Genomic DNA, 15,488 nt, shown 5'->3' with positions numbered 1-15,488 from the left:
CCGTGCCGAGAGGGGAAGGGTGCTGACAAGCGGGCTTGCAGTCACTGGATAGTGCCGGAGTTTTTTGGTGGTGCCAAGGTTTGTGTCGGGGAAAATGTCGGGCGTCGTGGAACTGATTAATGGCCGAGGGGCTCGGCCATTTGCAGGGAGCCGTTGACGCGGGGCGGTGTTGGTTAGATCTGCTCAGCCCAAAGATCATATTCATCAGCGTCGGTGACTCTGACGGTGATCATATCGCCTGGCTGCAGGTCTTGTTCGGTGTCGATATAGACGTTGCCGTCGATCTCCGGGGCGTCGGCCATGGAGCGGCCGATAGGACCGTCTTCGTCCACTTCGTCGATCACTACCTGAATCACGTTGCCGATCTTCTGCTGCAGGCGCGCGCTGCTGATCACTTGCTGGTGAGCCATAAAGCGTTCCCAGCGTTCTTCCTTGACCTCTTCAGGTACTGAGTCGGCCAACAGGTTGGCGGGGGCGCCTTCGACGGCGGAGTATTTGAAGCAGCCGACGCGGTCGAGCTGGGCTTCGGTCAGCCAGTCGAGCAGGTACTGGAAGTCTTCTTCGGTTTCACCGGGGAAGCCGACAATAAAGGTCGAACGGATGGTCAGCTCCGGGCAGATCTCGCGCCATTTCTTGATGCGCGCCAGGGTCTTGTCTTCAAAGGCAGGGCGTTTCATGGCCTTGAGCACTTTCGGGCTGGCGTGCTGGAAGGGGATATCCAGGTACGGCAGGATCTTGCCTTGGGCCATCAGCGGAATCAGTTCATCTACGTGCGGGTAGGGGTAAACGTAGTGCAGGCGTACCCAGATGCCCAGCTCGCTAAGCGCTTCGCACATTTCGGTCATGCGTGATTTGACCGGGCGGCCGTTCCAGAAACCGGTGCGGTATTTGATATCAACGCCGTAGGCGCTGGTGTCCTGGGAGATAACCAGCAGTTCCTTCACGCCGGCCTTGGCCAGGCGCTCGGCTTCACCCAGCACATCGCCAATCGGGCGGCTGACCAGTTTGCCGCGCATGCTGGGGATGATGCAGAAGCTGCAGCTGTGGTTACAGCCTTCGGATATTTTCAGGTAGGCGTAGTGGCGGGGCGTGAGCTTGATGCCTTGCGGTGGTACCAGATCGATCAAGGGGTTGTGATCAGCGCGCGGCGGCACGACTTCGTGCACGGCATTGACCACTTGCTCGTATTGCTGCGGGCCGGTGACAGCCATCACGCTGGGGTGCACATCGCGGATGACGCTTTCTTCCACGCCCATGCAACCGGTGACGATAACCCGGCCGTTGGCAGCGATGGCTTCGCCGATGGCGTCGAGGGATTCGGCCTTGGCGGTGTCGATAAAGCCGCAGGTGTTAACCACTACCACATCGGCGTCTTCATAGGAGCCGACTACGTCATAGCCTTCCATACGCAGCTGAGTGAGGATGCGTTCCGAATCCACTAACGCCTTGGGGCAGCCGAGTGATACGAACCCGACTTTGGGGTTGATCGATGCGGAAGTAGACATATTGCTCCTCAGGGGCGCGCGGCCGTGGCCACAGAATAAAGACGGCGTATTCTAGCGGCGAGGTCGCTGACTGACCAGCAGCGGGTGTTGCCGCTGGTCAGGTGCGCATGAGGAAGAGGTTTGTCGGGCCGGCGTTACATCAGTTTATCCAGGGTAATCGGCAGGTCGCGCACGCGCTTGCCGGTGGCGTGGAAGATGGCGTTGGACACCGCAGCGGCGACGCCGACAATGCCAATTTCACCCACGCCCTTGGAGCCCAGCGCGTTGACGATCTCGTCGTGTTCTTCAACGAAGATCACATCGATATCGCCAATGTCCGCCTGTACTGGTATGTGGTACTCGGCAAAATTGTGGTTCATGAAACGGCCCAGGTGATGATCCATCTGGGTTTCTTCATGCAGGGCCTGACCGACGCCCCAGACCACGCCGCCGACAATCTGGTTGCCTGCGGTCTTCGGGTTGACGATGCGCCCAGCAGCGATGGCGCTGACCACGCGGCTGACCTTGACCATGCCGGTATCTTCATCCACTTTCACTTCGACGAATACCGCCGAGTGCGTGCCGGTGGCGTAACCATCGCGCTCTTCACCTGGCTTGACGCTGGCCTCGGCTTCCATCGCGCCGGTTTCGGCGGCGATATCCGTCAGTTTGACCTTCTGCTCGGGGTCGTTTTTGACGAACAGCCAACCGTCGGCAAAGTCGATTTCTTCCAGCGTCTTGCCGCTGAACGGGGAGGCCGGGCTTTGCTGCACGGTATCCAGCAGCTTGCGGCGCAGCTCCAGGCAAGCTTTCTGTACTGCACTGCCGACTGAAGACACGGTGAATGAGCCGCCCTGCAATGGCGCTTCAGACATGCTTGAATCGCCCAGCTTGAACTCCACCTGCTCCATCGGGAAGCCCATAGCCTCGGCGGCGATCTGGGTCATGACGGTATAGGTGCCGGTGCCGATATCCGTGGTCGCGCTGCTGACGATCAGCTTGCCGGTGGCGTCGATGCAGGCCTTGGCGCTGGCGGGCATTTGCATGGCCTCCCATACACCGCTGGCCATGCCCCAGCCGACCAGTTGATGACCGTCCTGCATGCTGCGTGGCTGCATGCTGCGCTTGGACCAACCGAAGCGCTCGGCGCCTTGCTCGTAGCATTCGCGCAGGGCTTTGCTGGAGTAGGGCTTGTCTTCATTGGCGTTGTGCGCGGTGAAGTTCTTCAGGCGAAGCTCGACCGGGTCGATATTGGCGGCGTAGGCCAGTTCATCCATTGCGCATTCCAGCGCATACACGCCGATGGTCGCGCCGGGTGCACGCATATCCAGTGGTGTGTACACGTCCAGCGGCACCAGTTGGTAATCCAGCTTAACGTTGGGGCATTTGTAGAGCATGCCGGACCATTCGACTTCCTGCTCGGTGAAGTCCTCGAAGGAGGAAGTCTGGGCGATAGCCTGGTGGTAAATCGCTTGCAACTGACCGTCGCTGGAAGCGCCAATAGTCAAACGCTGAACGCTGCGCGGGCGATAGCCGAAGGTGAACATCTGTTGGCGTTTGAGCGTAACCCGCACCGAGCGCTTGAGTTTGAGCGCAGCCATGACTGCCAGCGGCAACTGGTATTGCGGCCGCAGACCAGAGCCGAAAGCGCCGCCTACATAGGGCGAGAGGATGCGGATCTGGTCTTTCATGCCGAACACGTCTTCCAGATACCGCATGCAGTTCTGCACGCCCTGGGTCTTGTCGTAGATTTCCAGCTTGCCATCGACCAGGTAATGCACGGTGGAGGCGTGCGGTTCCATCGGGTTGTGATGCTCGACCGGCGTGGTGTATTCGACCTCGACCTTGACCGCAGCGCTATTCAGCGCCTGCTGGGTATCACCGCGCGGGTCGGGCAGGTCAGCCGGGGCTTTGTGCATCTGTTCGAGATTGGCCATCAGGTCGGTGGCGTGATTTTCTTTCTCGTACTCGACCTTGATCAGGCTGCCAGCATAACGTGCCAGCTCCAGGTTTTCTGCCACTACCAGCGCTATCGGTTGGCCGCTGTAGAGGATGCGGTCATTGAAAAGCGGTCGAAACGGCGAGCCGTCTGCAGCGTCGTCGTCTTCATAGGGTTTGTCATAGCCGGCAATCGGCGGACGATTATCGTGGGTCAGTACCAGCTCAACGCCGGGTACGGCTTCTGCCGCGCGGGTATGAATATGCGCGATACGGCCGCGGGCAATGGTGCTGTTGACTACGCTGCCATAGAGCAGGCCTGGCAGAGAAAATTCAGCGGCGTATTGCGCCTGGCCCTGGACCTTCAGCGGACCATCTACACGGTCCAGCGGCTTGCCGACGGGGGAGGTTTTGGCGTTCATCATGCGGCTCCTTCTACGGCGTCGCTCAGCGCGCGCACAATGGCGCGGCGGGCCAGCTCGATTTTGAATTCGTTATCACTGAAGGCACTGGCACCGGCGAGTAATGCGTCGGCCAGTTCGCCAAATGCTGCCGCACCGGCGGTCTTACCCACCAATAGCGCTTCGGCTTCCTCGCTGCGCCATGGCTTATGTGCCACGCCACCGAGTGCCACACGGGCACTGCGAATAACCTGGCCATCCATCTCCAGGGCAGCGGCGACTGACACCAGTGCAAAGGCGTAGGAGGCGCGGTCGCGAATCTTCAGGTAGGAGTAGTGAGTGGCATAGTTTTCTGCGGGCAGCTCAATAGCGGTAATCAGCTCGCCATCAGCCATGGTGTTGTCCAGCTCGGGTGCGCTGCCGGGCAGACGATGGAAGTCCGCAAAGGTGATGCGTCGTTCGCCCTGGCGACCTTTGACGATCACGGTAGCTTCCAATGCAGCCAGCGCTACGCACATATCAGAGGGGTGCACGGCGATGCATTGCGCGCTGTGACCCAGGATCGCATGGATGCGGTTCAGGCCGTCCCGCGCCGGGCAACCGGAGCCGGGCTCGCGCTTGTTGCAGGGCGTGCCGGCGTCGTAAAAGTAATAGCAGCGGGTGCGTTGCAGCAGGTTGCCACCGGTGGTAGCCATATTGCGCAACTGTGGTGATGCACCGGCGAGAATAGCCTTGGATAGGAGTGGGTAACGCTGTTCGATGCGCTCGTCCCAGGCCAGGTCGGAGTTGCTGACCAATGCGCCGATACGCAGGCCGCCGTCTTCAGTTTCTTCTATGTCTTTAAGCGGCAAGCGGGTGATGTCGATCAGTTGCTCTGGGCGCGTGACATTCTCTTTCATCAGGTCCAGCAAGTTGGTGCCGCCGGCGATATAGCGGCTGTTGGCCTTGAATAGACCGATGGCTTCATCCACCCCGGCGGGGCGTGCGTAGTTGAACGGGTTCATCGGCTCACCTCGGTGCTGTCGGCCAATTGCTTACGCGTTTCCGGCATGGCGTCTTCAATGGCGGAGAGAATGTTCGGGTAGGCACCGCAGCGGCACAGGTTGCCGCTCATTTGTTCGCGTAATTCATCCGGCGTTTCCGCGCGGCCTTCGGCTGTCATGCCGATGGCGGAGCAGATCTGCCCGGGGGTGCAATAACCACATTGGAAGGCGTCGCGCTTGATAAAGGCGGCCTGCATGGGATGCAGCTCATCGCCGTTGGCGAGACCTTCCACTGTGGTCAGCTTGGCGCCGTCATGCATGACCGCCAGAGTCAGGCAGGAATTGATGCGGGTGCCATTCAGCAGCACGGTACAGGCGCCACACTGGCCGTGGTCGCAACCCTTCTTGGTGCCGGTCAGGCCGATCTGCTCGCGGAGCAGGTCCAGCAGGGTGGTCCAGGGGTAGACGTCCAGTTGACGAGTTTCGCCGTTGATTTCAATGATCATGGGGCAGGTCGCAACGGTCGTTGCGCCCTGGGGGTCGGTTGTTGAACTCATGCGTGCCTCACGGTAGGGGTGGGCGCCAAAGGCGGCGCGCCGAAAGTTGCGCAGTGTGTGCGTCTAGAAATTACGACTGGGAGGGGAGCAAATCGTTCAGGAATTTCTGACGGCGGTTATTACTGAATGCGATCAGTTGGGACGTCGACATCCAGCAGTATGCCGCGGTCATCTATTTCAATTTCTTGCACCGTTGGCAGTCTGAACAGGTGCTGAGCGCCTTGATCGCTGTCCAGTTCGCGTAGCTGGCGGGCGTACCGGCTGCCGATGACGCGCGGGTGTCCGCGCTGGCCCTGGAATGTAGGCAACACTAAAGCGTCTGGCTGAATGGCCTGAGCCATCCGCTGCCAGGTAGAAGCTTGTAAGTAGGGCATATCCGCCAGCGCGACCAGCCAGCCGGGCGCGGACTCGGTTGCTTCAGTCGCCTGGGCGAGGCTGTGGCCCAGGCCGTGGGAGCTGATGCACAGCAACTCGATTCCCAATGCCGGCGCATGTTGCTGCGCCAGTGCGATACGCTCTGGCTGATCGTCCGATAGCACCAGCACGCAGCGCTCAGTGAGTCCGGCGCAGGCCCGCAGAGTGGCTAATAAAATGGGAGCGGCGCTGGCATCATTAGCTCGGCTGGGAGCCAGAAGCTTGTCTTCGCCGCGGTGCTGGCGATAACGCTCGCCCTGGCCCGCCGCTAGAATCAAGGTGCAGCCGGCAACCGGAGTCCAGGAACTCACGCGCAGCTACGCTGCTGTTGATCGGCCTGATTTTCGCGTTCGCCAGCCAGGATGGCATTCTTGATGGCGACTACCTCAGCCATCATCGACAACGCAATTTCCGCCGGGGTACGGCTGCCAATCGCCAGGCCGATAGGGCCGTGCAACCGCTCAACCTTGGCACTGGAGATGCCCAACGAGATCAGCCGTTCCTTGCGCTTGGCACTGTTGCCGCGTGAGCCCAATGCGCCCACGTAAAAAGCATCCGATTCGAGCGCGGTGAGCAGTGCCATGTCGTCCAGGCGTGGATCGTGGGTCAGCGCGACGATGGCGGTGTGTGCGTCCGGCTGGATGGCCAGCACCGCGTCATCAGGCATGCCATCAACAAAGCGCACACCGGCTACTGGCCAATCCTGATTGTAGGCTTCGCGTGGATCGCAGATCAGCACTTCAAAACCCAAACCTATCGCCAGATCGGCTGCGTAGCGTGATAATTGGCCGGCGCCGATCATCAGAATGCGCCAACCCGGGCCAAAGGGCGCACGCAGGGTTTCTCCGTCAAACTGGAAGGTTTCATCCCGCGTTACCGGGTGCAGCTGCACTGCGCCGGTGGATAATTGCAGCTCTCGACACACACGTTGATGCTGCGTGCAGCTGGCGAGTAGTGCGTCTATCCACTCGGAAGACTTCAGCGGCTCGCTAACCAGACGCAAGGTGCCGCCACAGGGCAAGCCGAAGCGCGCCGATTCCTCACGGGTGATGCCGTAGGTAATGAGTTCGCAGCCTGCAGGGCGTGCATCTGCGTCAGCCTGACGGGCAAGTAGGTCATCTTCTATGCAGCCGCCGGATACCGAGCCTTCGATACGACCGTCGGCACGCAGGGCGAGCAATGACCCGACCGGCCGTGGCGCGCTGCCCCAGGTCTGAATGACGGTGTACAACTTCACAGCGTGACCGTCATGTAGCCAGTCACTGGCGCGCTTGAGTACTGCGAGATCTACGCTATCCACGCTGGTGCTCCGTTCAAGATGGTTGGTAGGTTCATCATTAAAGCCGTTCAGCATTATTAATGCTCATGCGGAAATCGACTCCGAGCTGCATCATAGGTTCGGCTCCAGGCCCTTAAGCTCGAAAAATGGGTCCCCGCGTTCGCGAGGATGACGAGGTTGCGGCCGCATCGCCCCCAGGATATCTAGCGTGCCTCACTCCTGTACCCAAGGGTACTCCAAACCCCGTCATTCCCGCGCAGGCGGGAATCTATTTTGACCTTCATGTTGCTGCCATTTCCTAAACCGTAAAGAACAAAAAACCGCCGGCCACTGAGTGGGCGGCGGTTGAGAAGGCTGGCGAAACTCAGCGCTCCTTGATTTCCTTGACGTCAGATTGCGGGATCTGATTTTCCCGGCCTTCTTCGTCCTCGTACATGATCATGCCGGTGTCTTCGTCGATCTCGGGCTTGTCCTGGCTATCGATCATGCGGCCATCGTTGGTGCTGATTACATAATCGCTGGCACAACCAACCAGGGTCAGCATGCCAAGAGCGCAAATACTCGCCAGAATGGATTTCTTCATATCGTGTTCTCTCACATTAGGTTGTTCCAAATTGTCAGAATTATTGACCCAAGAGATTTTAAAACGTTCAATCGAGTTGCTCTGTAGGCCCTTTGGCAGGGCCTTGCAGGCATAAAAAAACCCCGCACGAGGCGGGGTTTTTGACTTGCTTGTTGCTTACAGCTGAGCGACCGGAATGGACGCTGCGGCTTTCTGGTAAGACTCGATTTCGTTGAAGTTCATGTAGCGATAGATATCGGCGGACATGCTGTTGAGTTCAGCAGCGTAGCCCATGTATTCCTCAACGGTCGGCAGGCGACCCAGAATCGAAGCAACCGAAGCCAGCTCGGCAGAGGCCAGGTACACATCGGCGCCATCACCCAGACGGTTCGGGAAGTTCCGTGTGGAGGTGGAAACCACGGTGGACTTGGCAGCCACACGTGCCTGGTTACCCATGCACAGCGAGCAGCCAGGCATTTCCATGCGCGCACCAGCTTTGCCGTAGATGCCGTAGTAGCCTTCTTCGGTCAGCTGGAACTGATCCATTTTGGTTGGCGGAGCCAGCCACAGACGGGTCGGCAAGGCACCCTTGTTTTTCTCCAGCAGTTTACCGGCGGCGCGGAAGTGACCGATGTTGGTCATGCAGGAGCCGATGAAGACTTCATCAATCTTCTCGCCAGCTACCTGAGACAACAGACGGGCATCGTCCGGATCGTTCGGCGCACACAGAACGGGCTCTTTTACGTCGGCCAGATCGATTTCAATCACGGCGGCGTATTCGGCGTCGGCGTCAGCTTTCATCAGCTTCGGCTCAGCCAGCCAGGCTTCCATGGCCTGGGCGCGACGCTCCAGGGTACGTGGGTCCTGATAACCGTTGGCAATCATCCAGCGCAGCAGGACGATGTTGGACTTCAGGTACTCGGCAACCGACTCTTCGCTCAGGTTGATGGTACAGCCGGCAGCAGAACGCTCGGCAGACGCATCAGACAGTTCGAATGCCTGCTCGGCAGTCAGGTGGTCCAGACCTTCGATCTCGAGAATACGGCCAGAGAAGACGTTCTTCTTGCCTTTCTTCTCAACGGTCAGGTGACCTTCCTGAATTGCGTAGTAGGGGATTGCATGCACCAGATCACGCAGGGTGATACCGGGCTGCATTTCACCCTTGAAGCGCACCAGAACGGATTCCGGCATGTCCAACGGCATAACGCCAGTGGCCGCAGCAAAGGCAACCAGGCCGGAACCGGCCGGGAAGGAAATGCCCATCGGGAAGCGGGTGTGCGAATCGCCACCGGTGCCGACGGTGTCAGGCAGCAGCATGCGGTTCAACCAGCTGTGGATGATGCCGTCGCCAGGACGCAGTGCAACACCACCACGGTTGTGGATGAAGTCAGGCAACGTGTGGTGCGTGGTCACGTCGATGGGCTTGGGGTAAGCCGCGGTGTGACAGAACGACTGCATTACCAGGTCAGCGGAGAAGCCCAGGCAAGCCAGGTCTTTCAGCTCGTCACGGGTCATCGGGCCAGTGGTGTCCTGTGAACCCACAGTGGTCATCTTCGGCTCGCAGTACGTGCCAGGGCGAACGCCTTCTACGCCACAAGCCTTGCCGACCATCTTCTGCGCCAGGGTGAAACCCTTGGTGCTGGCAGCGGGTACGTCGGGCATGCGGAACAGGTTAGCTTGCGGCAGACCCAGTTCGGCGCGAGCCTTGTCGGTCAGGCCACGGCCAATGATCAGCGGAATACGGCCACCGGCGCGTACTTCATCGAGCAGAACCTGAGTCTTGAGTTCGAAAGTAGTGATGACTTCGTCAGTACCGTGCTTGCATACCTTGCCGTCATAAACGTAGACGTCGATAACGTCGCCGGTGTTCATGTCGTTGACATCGAACTCGATCGGCAGTGCGCCGGCATCTTCCATGGTGTTGTAGAAGATAGGAGCGATCTTGTTACCAAAGCAGAAGCCGCCTGCGCGCTTGTTCGGCACGTAAGGAACGTCGTCGCCGAAGAACCACAATACCGAGTTGGTGGCAGATTTACGCGAGGAGCCAGTACCGACTACGTCACCGACGTAAGCAACCGGGAAGCCTTTGGATTTGACCTCTTCGATCATCTTCAGCGGACCGATGGCGCCTTGCTCGTCCGGCACGATACCGTCACGGGCCATTTTCAGCATGGCCAGAGCGTGCAGCGGGATGTCAGGGCGTGACCAGGCATCCGGAGCGGGTGACAGGTCGTCGGTGTTGGTTTCGCCAGGCACCTTGAATACGCTCAGGCTGATTTTCTCGGCTACGGCGGGGCGGTTGGTGAACCACTCGCCATCGGCCCAGGATTGCAGCACTTCCTTGGCGTGGGCATTGCCCTTTTTCGCGCGGTCGGCAACGTCATGGAAGGCATCGAACATCAGCAACGTGTGCTTGAGTTCCTTGGCAGCGGCTGCGGCCAGCTCTTCATTGTCCAGTAGCTCAACCATGGTGACGATGTTGTAGCCACCCTGCATGGTACCCAGCAGCTCAACGGCACGCAGTTTGGTCAGCAGTGGAGAGGAGACTTCGCCCTTGGCGACGGCGGACAGGAAGCCAGCCTTGACGTAGGCAGCTTCGTCTACGCCCGGGGGTACACGGTTGGTCAGCAGATCGAGCAGAAACTCTTCTTCGCCAGCCGGTGGATTTTTCAGCAGGTCAACCAGACCGGCGGTTTGTTCGGCGTTCAGCGGCTGGGGCACGATGCCCTGTGCTGCGCGTTCTTCTACGTGTTTGCGATAGGCTTCAAGCACAATTATTACCCTCATCAGTCTGTTCTGCTTGTGGCGGAACGGTCATCCTCACGGACCCAGAGAAGCACTGAATAAGCATCTTTGAACAGCTTGATGAAGGGAGTTATTCAGTGCTTCCCCTTACGTGCCGGATACGGCTGGGTGCAGGCATGAGCCTGGTGCGGGTGGCGGGCAACCCGGTAACTGACCTGATGGTGGCGCGGCAGATACGGATGGGGTTGCGGTGACGCCTGACACACAGCCCTAACGGCGGGCTGATTCTACAGTAAGCGCCGGGTAAAGTTAAGCGGCCAAGTCCTTTGACCTTAGTTTAAACGGCCTTGATAGAGTTCAAGTAGAGCGCCGCCTGGTTTACCCTGTGCGTCCTGCCTGCTGGAGAGAGTGCATGTCTGACCCCGCCTATACCGATAAAACACCCTGCATCGGGCTGTGTTCGACCGTTTACGGCGATCAGGTATGCAGGGGCTGCAAGCGTTTCAGCCATGAAATCATCCTGTGGAATGGCTACGCCAGCGATGAGAAGGCTGCGGTATGGCAGCGCCTGGAGCAGTTGCTGGAGCGGGTGGTAAATGCGCGGATCGAGATTGTATCCAGCCTGGCGCTGCATCAGGCGCTGAGCGAACGCAAGGTGGTGTATTGGAGCGAACAGCCGTTGGCGTGCCAGGCGTACCGCTTGTTGACACGATGCATGGAGGAGGGGGTTCAGGGTACCGGGCTACGGTTGCGTCCGGCCTATGCCAGCGTCAGTCTCAAGCAATTGCGCGATGACATCGACCAGACCTTCTTCGATCTTTCGCTGGCCTATTACCAGCGGCATGTTACTCCCCAGCCAGGCTCCTGCGACTGAGCCTGGCTGGAGACGAGCCGTTATTTTTCCAGAATCCGTTCCAGATGAGCCAGGGTATCTTCCGGCTTGAGCACCAGAATGTCTGAATCCAGTTGATCGAGGATCACCTCGGCGGTATTGCCAATCAAGGCGCCGGCAATGCCCTTGCGTGCGACCGTGCCAATGACCGTGACGCTGGCGCCAATCTGCCGGGCTACCTTGGGAATCAAGGTGTCTGCCGGGCCTTCAGCAATGTGCATGTGCTCCAGATCCAGCCCGTTTGCCTCGGCGTAACGTTGGGCCTGATCGCGGTAGCGCGTGGCAATGTTTTCGCGTAACTGATAGATCGGGTCGGCCGCAGAGAGCATCGGCGCGGGGTGGGCGCTGACCAGGTGCAGATCACCGTTGATCATCTCGACTATGTCAGCGGCGTGGCTGACGATGGTGTCGTGCAGCACATGGTGCTGATCATCGTGATTACCCACATCCACCGCCGCCAGTACGTTGCCCTTCATCCAGGACGCAGTGGTTTTCACCAGCAGGACCGGGGCAGGGCAGTAGCGCAGCAGCTTCCAGTCATCGGGTGTCAGCAGCGCCTTTTTCAGCGGGTTGTCCGGCAGATGTTGTTTCACCACCAGCTCGCAGCCCTGGCTGCTCAGTACATGAATGACGGTATCGGTAAGGTTGCCGTGCCAGGCTTGGCTGGAGGTGGCCTCTAGGCCTGCGGCCTTGAGGTCGGCACAGTGCTTGTCCAGAGTGCGCACGTGATCGTCACGGTCTTCGCAGACCAACAGGTGCAATTCCGCATCGATAACGCCGGCTATGAGCTTGGCTCGATTGAGTGCCAGTTGATCCGTCTGGGTAGGATCGATGACGACGAGAATTCGTTTGATCGCTTGCATGGCTTTCTCCGTTACTGCGCGTGAGTTGCTATTTTGATTTCTTCCTTAAATGTAGCCTGTTTTCGCGTATCCGCTGTTGATATGGATCAATCCAGGTAGGTGCGTTCGCTGCAGTTGTCATGGATAATCAAACCCTTATCCCCCGTTACCGCTGCTTGAGACCTGATTACGCTGATGAATTTGCCGCAAGAATTAATTGATTTTTTGCCCTGCCGTACACCTGATGCCTGGGTCGATCAGGCGCTGGCGCATCCGGAAGAACTGTTGATTGATCACGCTAATTGCGAAAAGAAGGCGGCTTCAACGGCGCTCAACCTGATGTTCCGTTACATCGACAAACCTGTGCTGCTACAGAAAATGTCGCGACTGGCGCGCGAGGAGCTACGGCATTTTGAGCAGGTGACTGCGCTTATGCAGAAACGCGGCGTGGTTTATCGCGGGCTGTCTGCCAGCCATTACGCCCAGCGACTGCGCCAGCATGTGCGCACCGTCGAGCCCGGCAGGTTGGTGGATACGCTCATCGTTGGCGCTTTTATCGAGGCACGTTCCTGCGAGCGTTTTGCCTGTCTGGCGCCACACCTGGATGCCGAACTGGGCGATTTCTATCGTTCGTTATTGAAGTCGGAAGCGCGGCATTATCAGGACTATCTGGGCCTTGCCCGGCAGTTTGCCGAGGGGCCGATTGATGACCGCATCGCCCTGTTTGCGCAGCTGGAAGGTCAGGCGGTAATGGAAAATGATACCGAGTTCCGATTTCATAGCGGCGCGCTGGATGCACCTGCGAAGAACGCGGCAGGCACAGCGCTATAAATCAGCCGTGAAGTGTCTATACTGAGGCATTGGATACGAATTCCAGACCCCAATTTAAGGAGTTCAGATGGCGATCAAGCGAACGGCCAAAGCTGGGATTCATCGCACACTAGTACTGCCCACCTTGTTACTCGGGCTGCTGAGCGCTGGCGCAGCGCAGGCAGCCAACGGCGTTTGTGAGCGTATTGTCGTTACCGGTAACCCGCAGTATCCACCGATTCTCTGGGTTGATCCCGCGGACGATAAGCACCTCACCGGTGCTGCCGTCGAGCTGCTGGATATGGCGTTGGAGGGTACCGGCGTCAAGGCGGAAGTGTTGAATGTTGGCCCCTGGTCCCGCGCGCAGGAAGAAGTTCGCAGCGGCCGGGTGGATATGCTCGCAGGAGCCTTTCTGACCCGTGAGCGGCTGGGTTTCATGGATTATGTTTACCCGCCCTATGTCGAAGTACCGAGCGTGCTGTTCGTCAAGCGAGGGGAGGTGTTCCCTTACAGCGGGTGGGATGACCTGCGCGACAAGAAGGGCAGCACCCTGTTGAATAACAGCTACGGCATGGCCTTCGATACCTTTTCTCGTGACCATTTGCAGATCGACAAGGTCTCGTCCATCGAGCAGTCCTTTCAGACGCTGGTGCGCGGACGGGTGGATTACGTGATCTATGAGCGCTACCAGGGATTGGCCCTGGCGCAGCAACTGGGTATCGAAGGTGAGCTGGAAATTCTCGAAGGCTCGCTGATCAATGAGCAGTTGTATTACACGCTGTCGCACAATTCGGCCTGCAACTCACCGCAATTGCGCGCGATTCTTGCGCAGAACATGCAGGACCTTACCAGTAAAGGTGAGCCACGACGGTTGCTGGAAAAATACCGGGAGCTATGGGCTGGTCAGTTCGCCCCAGACCCTGGGTCGATTACAGAGGAGCCGTTAGCGGAATAGGTTGCTAAGCAGAACAGTTTGTTTCTAAAGCTTTTGCACCTGCACACTTGGTGGCTTTGCTATTCTGTACAGGCTCATTCTCGAGCAACTGTACGGTGATCACTGTTCCCTCCCTGCGTTAGGGTATTCAGTGACGCAGGGAGAGACGCCATGACCAGCCTTTTATACCAGCAGATAGCCCGTCAGCTGGCCGACGATATTCACAAAGGTTTTTATCAGCCCGGTGAGCGCGTGCCCTCAGTACGCAAGCTGAGCACGCAGAAGGGCGTCAGTCACGCCACGGTTCTGCATGCCTACGCCACCCTCGAAGACCAGGGCCTGATTCGTGCACGCCCACAGTCCGGGTATTACGTGCATCAGACCCCCGCATTGACAGCCCCGACGCCACCCATTTCGCGCGTCGAGCCGCCTTACGCGGTTACCCGCAGCGGCATTATCAGTGAGATTCTCAGCCTCTCGCGCCGCGGCGATATGATGCCGCTTGGCGCCGCCGTACCCTCGAGCGAATTTTTACCGCTGCGTGCGCTGCACCAACAGATGAGCAAGGTCACGCGCTTTCATAGCAGGCAGGCCTATAGCTATATCTTCAGCCCAGGTTATGAGCCGTTACGACGCCAGATTGCGATTCGCATGCGTGATGCCGGCGCGGTGGTTGATCCATCTGAGATCGTGATTACCAACGGCTGCGTGGAAGCCTTGCAACTGTGCCTGCGCGCGCTGACCAGCCCCGGCGATCTGATTGCCAGTGAGTCGCCTAGTTACTACGGCCTGGTGCAGTTGTGCCAATTGCTGGGCTTGAAAGTAATCGAAATTCCTACCGATCCTGAGACTGGCTTGAGCCTGGAGTCGCTGGAAAAAGCTGCGGAAAAATGGCCGATCAAGGCGCTGGTAGTGACCACCCGCGCCGGTAACCCGATGGGCGCTACCATGTCTGAAAACCGCCAGCGCAAGCTGGTGAGCATGATGGCGCAACGCGGTATTCCGGTGGTGGAAGACGATATCTATGGTGAGCTGATGTTCGACCCGGGCCGCTCCAAAGCGCTCAAGGCGTTCGATTGCTCGGATACCGTGCTGTATTGCTCAAGCTTCTCCAAAACCATCTCCCCGGGTGTACGTACCGGATGGGTGATTGCCGGCAAGCATCAGGACACCATCGAGAAGCTGCAGACCTTTACCACGCTGTCCGCCTGTAGCGTCAGCCAGATGGCGGTGGCCGCGTACCTGGAGAACGGTGGGTACGACAGACACCTGCGCTATATACGCCAGGAATACCGGCGCAATCTCAGCCATTTCCAGCTGGCAGTGCAGCAGTACTTTCCTGAAGGCACGCAGATCACTCGGCCCCGCGGCGGGTTTATTCTGTGGGTCAGCCTGCCGGGTAATATCGATGCTCAGCTGCTGTTTACCCAGGCGCTGGCACATGGCATCAGCATTGCGCCGGGTGCGGTGTTCAGTAATTCCGATCAATTCAACCATTGCTTGCGGCTGAACTGTGGCGTGCCGTGGAATCAGGAAACCGAGCGGGCGGTGATGACGCTGGGTGTTTTGGCCAAGGGATTGCTGAGTAAAAACAGAGCAGTAGAGAAGGTTGATGAGGAAGTGGCTTAAGATTTTTGTATTATAGAG

13 protein-coding genes are annotated in these 15,488 nt (G+C 58.6%); 4 read left to right on the top strand and 9 right to left on the bottom strand.

Going from position 1 to position 15,488, the window contains the following annotated elements:
• Positions 1-173: 173 nt before the first annotated feature.
• The 8 genes from rimO to acnB all read right to left on the bottom strand — a co-directional run bounded on the left by rimO (position 174) and on the right by acnB (position 10,405).
• The gene (gene rimO / locus DT594_RS05950) at positions 174-1,505 is read right to left on the bottom strand and encodes a 30S ribosomal protein S12 methylthiotransferase RimO (RefSeq protein ID WP_149331786.1); all 1,332 of its coding nucleotides are present in this window, start codon (positions 1,503-1,505) and stop codon (positions 174-176) included.
• 134 nt (positions 1,506-1,639) lie between these two features.
• Positions 1,640-3,844: a xanthine dehydrogenase family protein molybdopterin-binding subunit gene (locus DT594_RS05945; protein ID WP_149331967.1), complete on the bottom strand. Its 2,205-nt coding sequence runs from the start codon at positions 3,842-3,844 to the stop codon at positions 1,640-1,642.
• Positions 3,844-4,827, bottom strand: a complete 984-nt coding sequence (locus DT594_RS05940; protein WP_149331785.1) for an FAD binding domain-containing protein — start codon at positions 4,825-4,827, stop codon at positions 3,844-3,846. The genes DT594_RS05945 and DT594_RS05940 overlap by 1 nt, the downstream gene beginning before the upstream one ends.
• Complete coding sequence (locus DT594_RS05935) at positions 4,824-5,363, bottom strand: (2Fe-2S)-binding protein (RefSeq protein ID WP_149331784.1); 540 nt, start codon at positions 5,361-5,363, stop codon at positions 4,824-4,826. The genes DT594_RS05940 and DT594_RS05935 overlap by 4 nt, the downstream gene beginning before the upstream one ends.
• Positions 5,364-5,482: 119 nt before the next feature.
• A complete protein-coding gene (locus DT594_RS05930) occupies positions 5,483-6,088 on the bottom strand; it encodes a nucleotidyltransferase family protein (RefSeq protein WP_149331783.1) in 606 nt (201 codons plus the stop codon).
• On the bottom strand, positions 6,085-7,077 hold the full coding sequence (locus DT594_RS05925; RefSeq protein ID WP_149331782.1) for an XdhC family protein: 993 nt from the start codon (positions 7,075-7,077) through the stop codon (positions 6,085-6,087). Before DT594_RS05925 ends, DT594_RS05930 begins: the two co-directional genes overlap by 4 nt.
• 343 nt (positions 7,078-7,420) lie before the next feature.
• Complete coding sequence (locus tag DT594_RS05920) at positions 7,421-7,639, bottom strand: YgdI/YgdR family lipoprotein (RefSeq protein ID WP_149331781.1); 219 nt, start codon at positions 7,637-7,639, stop codon at positions 7,421-7,423.
• Between the two features lie 156 nt (positions 7,640-7,795).
• The gene (gene acnB, locus DT594_RS05915; RefSeq protein WP_281290886.1) at positions 7,796-10,405 is read right to left on the bottom strand and encodes a bifunctional aconitate hydratase 2/2-methylisocitrate dehydratase; all 2,610 of its coding nucleotides are present in this window, start codon (positions 10,403-10,405) and stop codon (positions 7,796-7,798) included.
• Positions 10,406-10,775: 370 nt separating this feature from the next.
• Here acnB and DT594_RS05910 point away from each other — a divergent pair, with 370 nt between their 5' ends.
• Complete coding sequence (locus tag DT594_RS05910; protein ID WP_149331780.1) at positions 10,776-11,237, top strand: DUF1289 domain-containing protein; 462 nt, start codon at positions 10,776-10,778, stop codon at positions 11,235-11,237.
• Between the two features lie 20 nt (positions 11,238-11,257).
• Here the strand turns inward: DT594_RS05910 and DT594_RS05905 are convergent, their stop codons facing one another.
• The gene (locus tag DT594_RS05905; RefSeq protein ID WP_149331779.1) at positions 11,258-12,118 is read right to left on the bottom strand and encodes a universal stress protein; all 861 of its coding nucleotides are present in this window, start codon (positions 12,116-12,118) and stop codon (positions 11,258-11,260) included.
• Positions 12,119-12,292: 174 nt separating this feature from the next.
• Here DT594_RS05905 and DT594_RS05900 point away from each other — a divergent pair, with 174 nt between their 5' ends.
• The 3 genes from DT594_RS05900 (at position 12,293) to DT594_RS05890 (ending at position 15,470) form a co-directional block, all read left to right on the top strand.
• Positions 12,293-12,928 (top strand): MiaE family protein, encoded by a 636-nt coding sequence (locus tag DT594_RS05900; RefSeq protein WP_149331778.1) that lies wholly within the window; start codon positions 12,293-12,295, stop codon positions 12,926-12,928.
• 67 nt (positions 12,929-12,995) lie between these two features.
• Positions 12,996-13,862 carry a substrate-binding periplasmic protein gene (locus tag DT594_RS05895; RefSeq protein WP_149331777.1) on the top strand — a complete coding sequence of 289 codons (867 nt, stop codon included), beginning with the start codon at positions 12,996-12,998 and terminating at the stop codon, positions 13,860-13,862.
• A 150-nt stretch (positions 13,863-14,012) separates the two neighbouring features.
• Positions 14,013-15,470, top strand: a complete 1,458-nt coding sequence (locus tag DT594_RS05890) for an aminotransferase-like domain-containing protein (protein WP_149331776.1) — start codon at positions 14,013-14,015, stop codon at positions 15,468-15,470.
• Positions 15,471-15,488: the final 18 nt, after the last annotated feature.

This window comes from Halopseudomonas laoshanensis (assembly GCF_008365385.1).
In the GTDB taxonomy this organism is placed as follows: domain Bacteria; phylum Pseudomonadota; class Gammaproteobacteria; order Pseudomonadales; family Pseudomonadaceae; genus Halopseudomonas; species Halopseudomonas laoshanensis.
Note: the sequence above shows the minus strand (reverse complement) of the source record. Positions and strands in the feature narration are given on the sequence as shown.

Bases quoted from the DNA above. Each gene is read 5' to 3' on its own strand.
- DT594_RS05905 (WP_149331779.1), bottom strand. From the start codon at position 12,118: ATGCAAGCGATCAAACGAATTCTCGTCGTCATCGATCCTACCCAGACG.
- acnB (WP_281290886.1), bottom strand. From the start codon at position 10,405: ATGAGGGTAATAATTGTGCTTGAAGCCTATCGCAAACACGTAGAAGAA.
- DT594_RS05895 (WP_149331777.1), top strand. From the start codon at position 12,996: ATGGCGATCAAGCGAACGGCCAAAGCTGGGATTCATCGCACACTAGTA.
- DT594_RS05900 (WP_149331778.1), top strand. From the start codon at position 12,293: ATGAATTTGCCGCAAGAATTAATTGATTTTTTGCCCTGCCGTACACCT.
- rimO (WP_149331786.1), bottom strand. From the start codon at position 1,505: ATGTCTACTTCCGCATCGATCAACCCCAAAGTCGGGTTCGTATCACTC.
- DT594_RS05940 (WP_149331785.1), bottom strand. From the start codon at position 4,827: ATGAACCCGTTCAACTACGCACGCCCCGCCGGGGTGGATGAAGCCATC.
- DT594_RS05920 (WP_149331781.1), bottom strand. From the start codon at position 7,639: ATGAAGAAATCCATTCTGGCGAGTATTTGCGCTCTTGGCATGCTGACC.
- DT594_RS05935 (WP_149331784.1), bottom strand. From the start codon at position 5,363: ATGAGTTCAACAACCGACCCCCAGGGCGCAACGACCGTTGCGACCTGC.
- DT594_RS05890 (WP_149331776.1), top strand. From the start codon at position 14,013: ATGACCAGCCTTTTATACCAGCAGATAGCCCGTCAGCTGGCCGACGAT.
- DT594_RS05945 (WP_149331967.1), bottom strand. From the start codon at position 3,844: ATGAACGCCAAAACCTCCCCCGTCGGCAAGCCGCTGGACCGTGTAGAT.
- DT594_RS05910 (WP_149331780.1), top strand. From the start codon at position 10,776: ATGTCTGACCCCGCCTATACCGATAAAACACCCTGCATCGGGCTGTGT.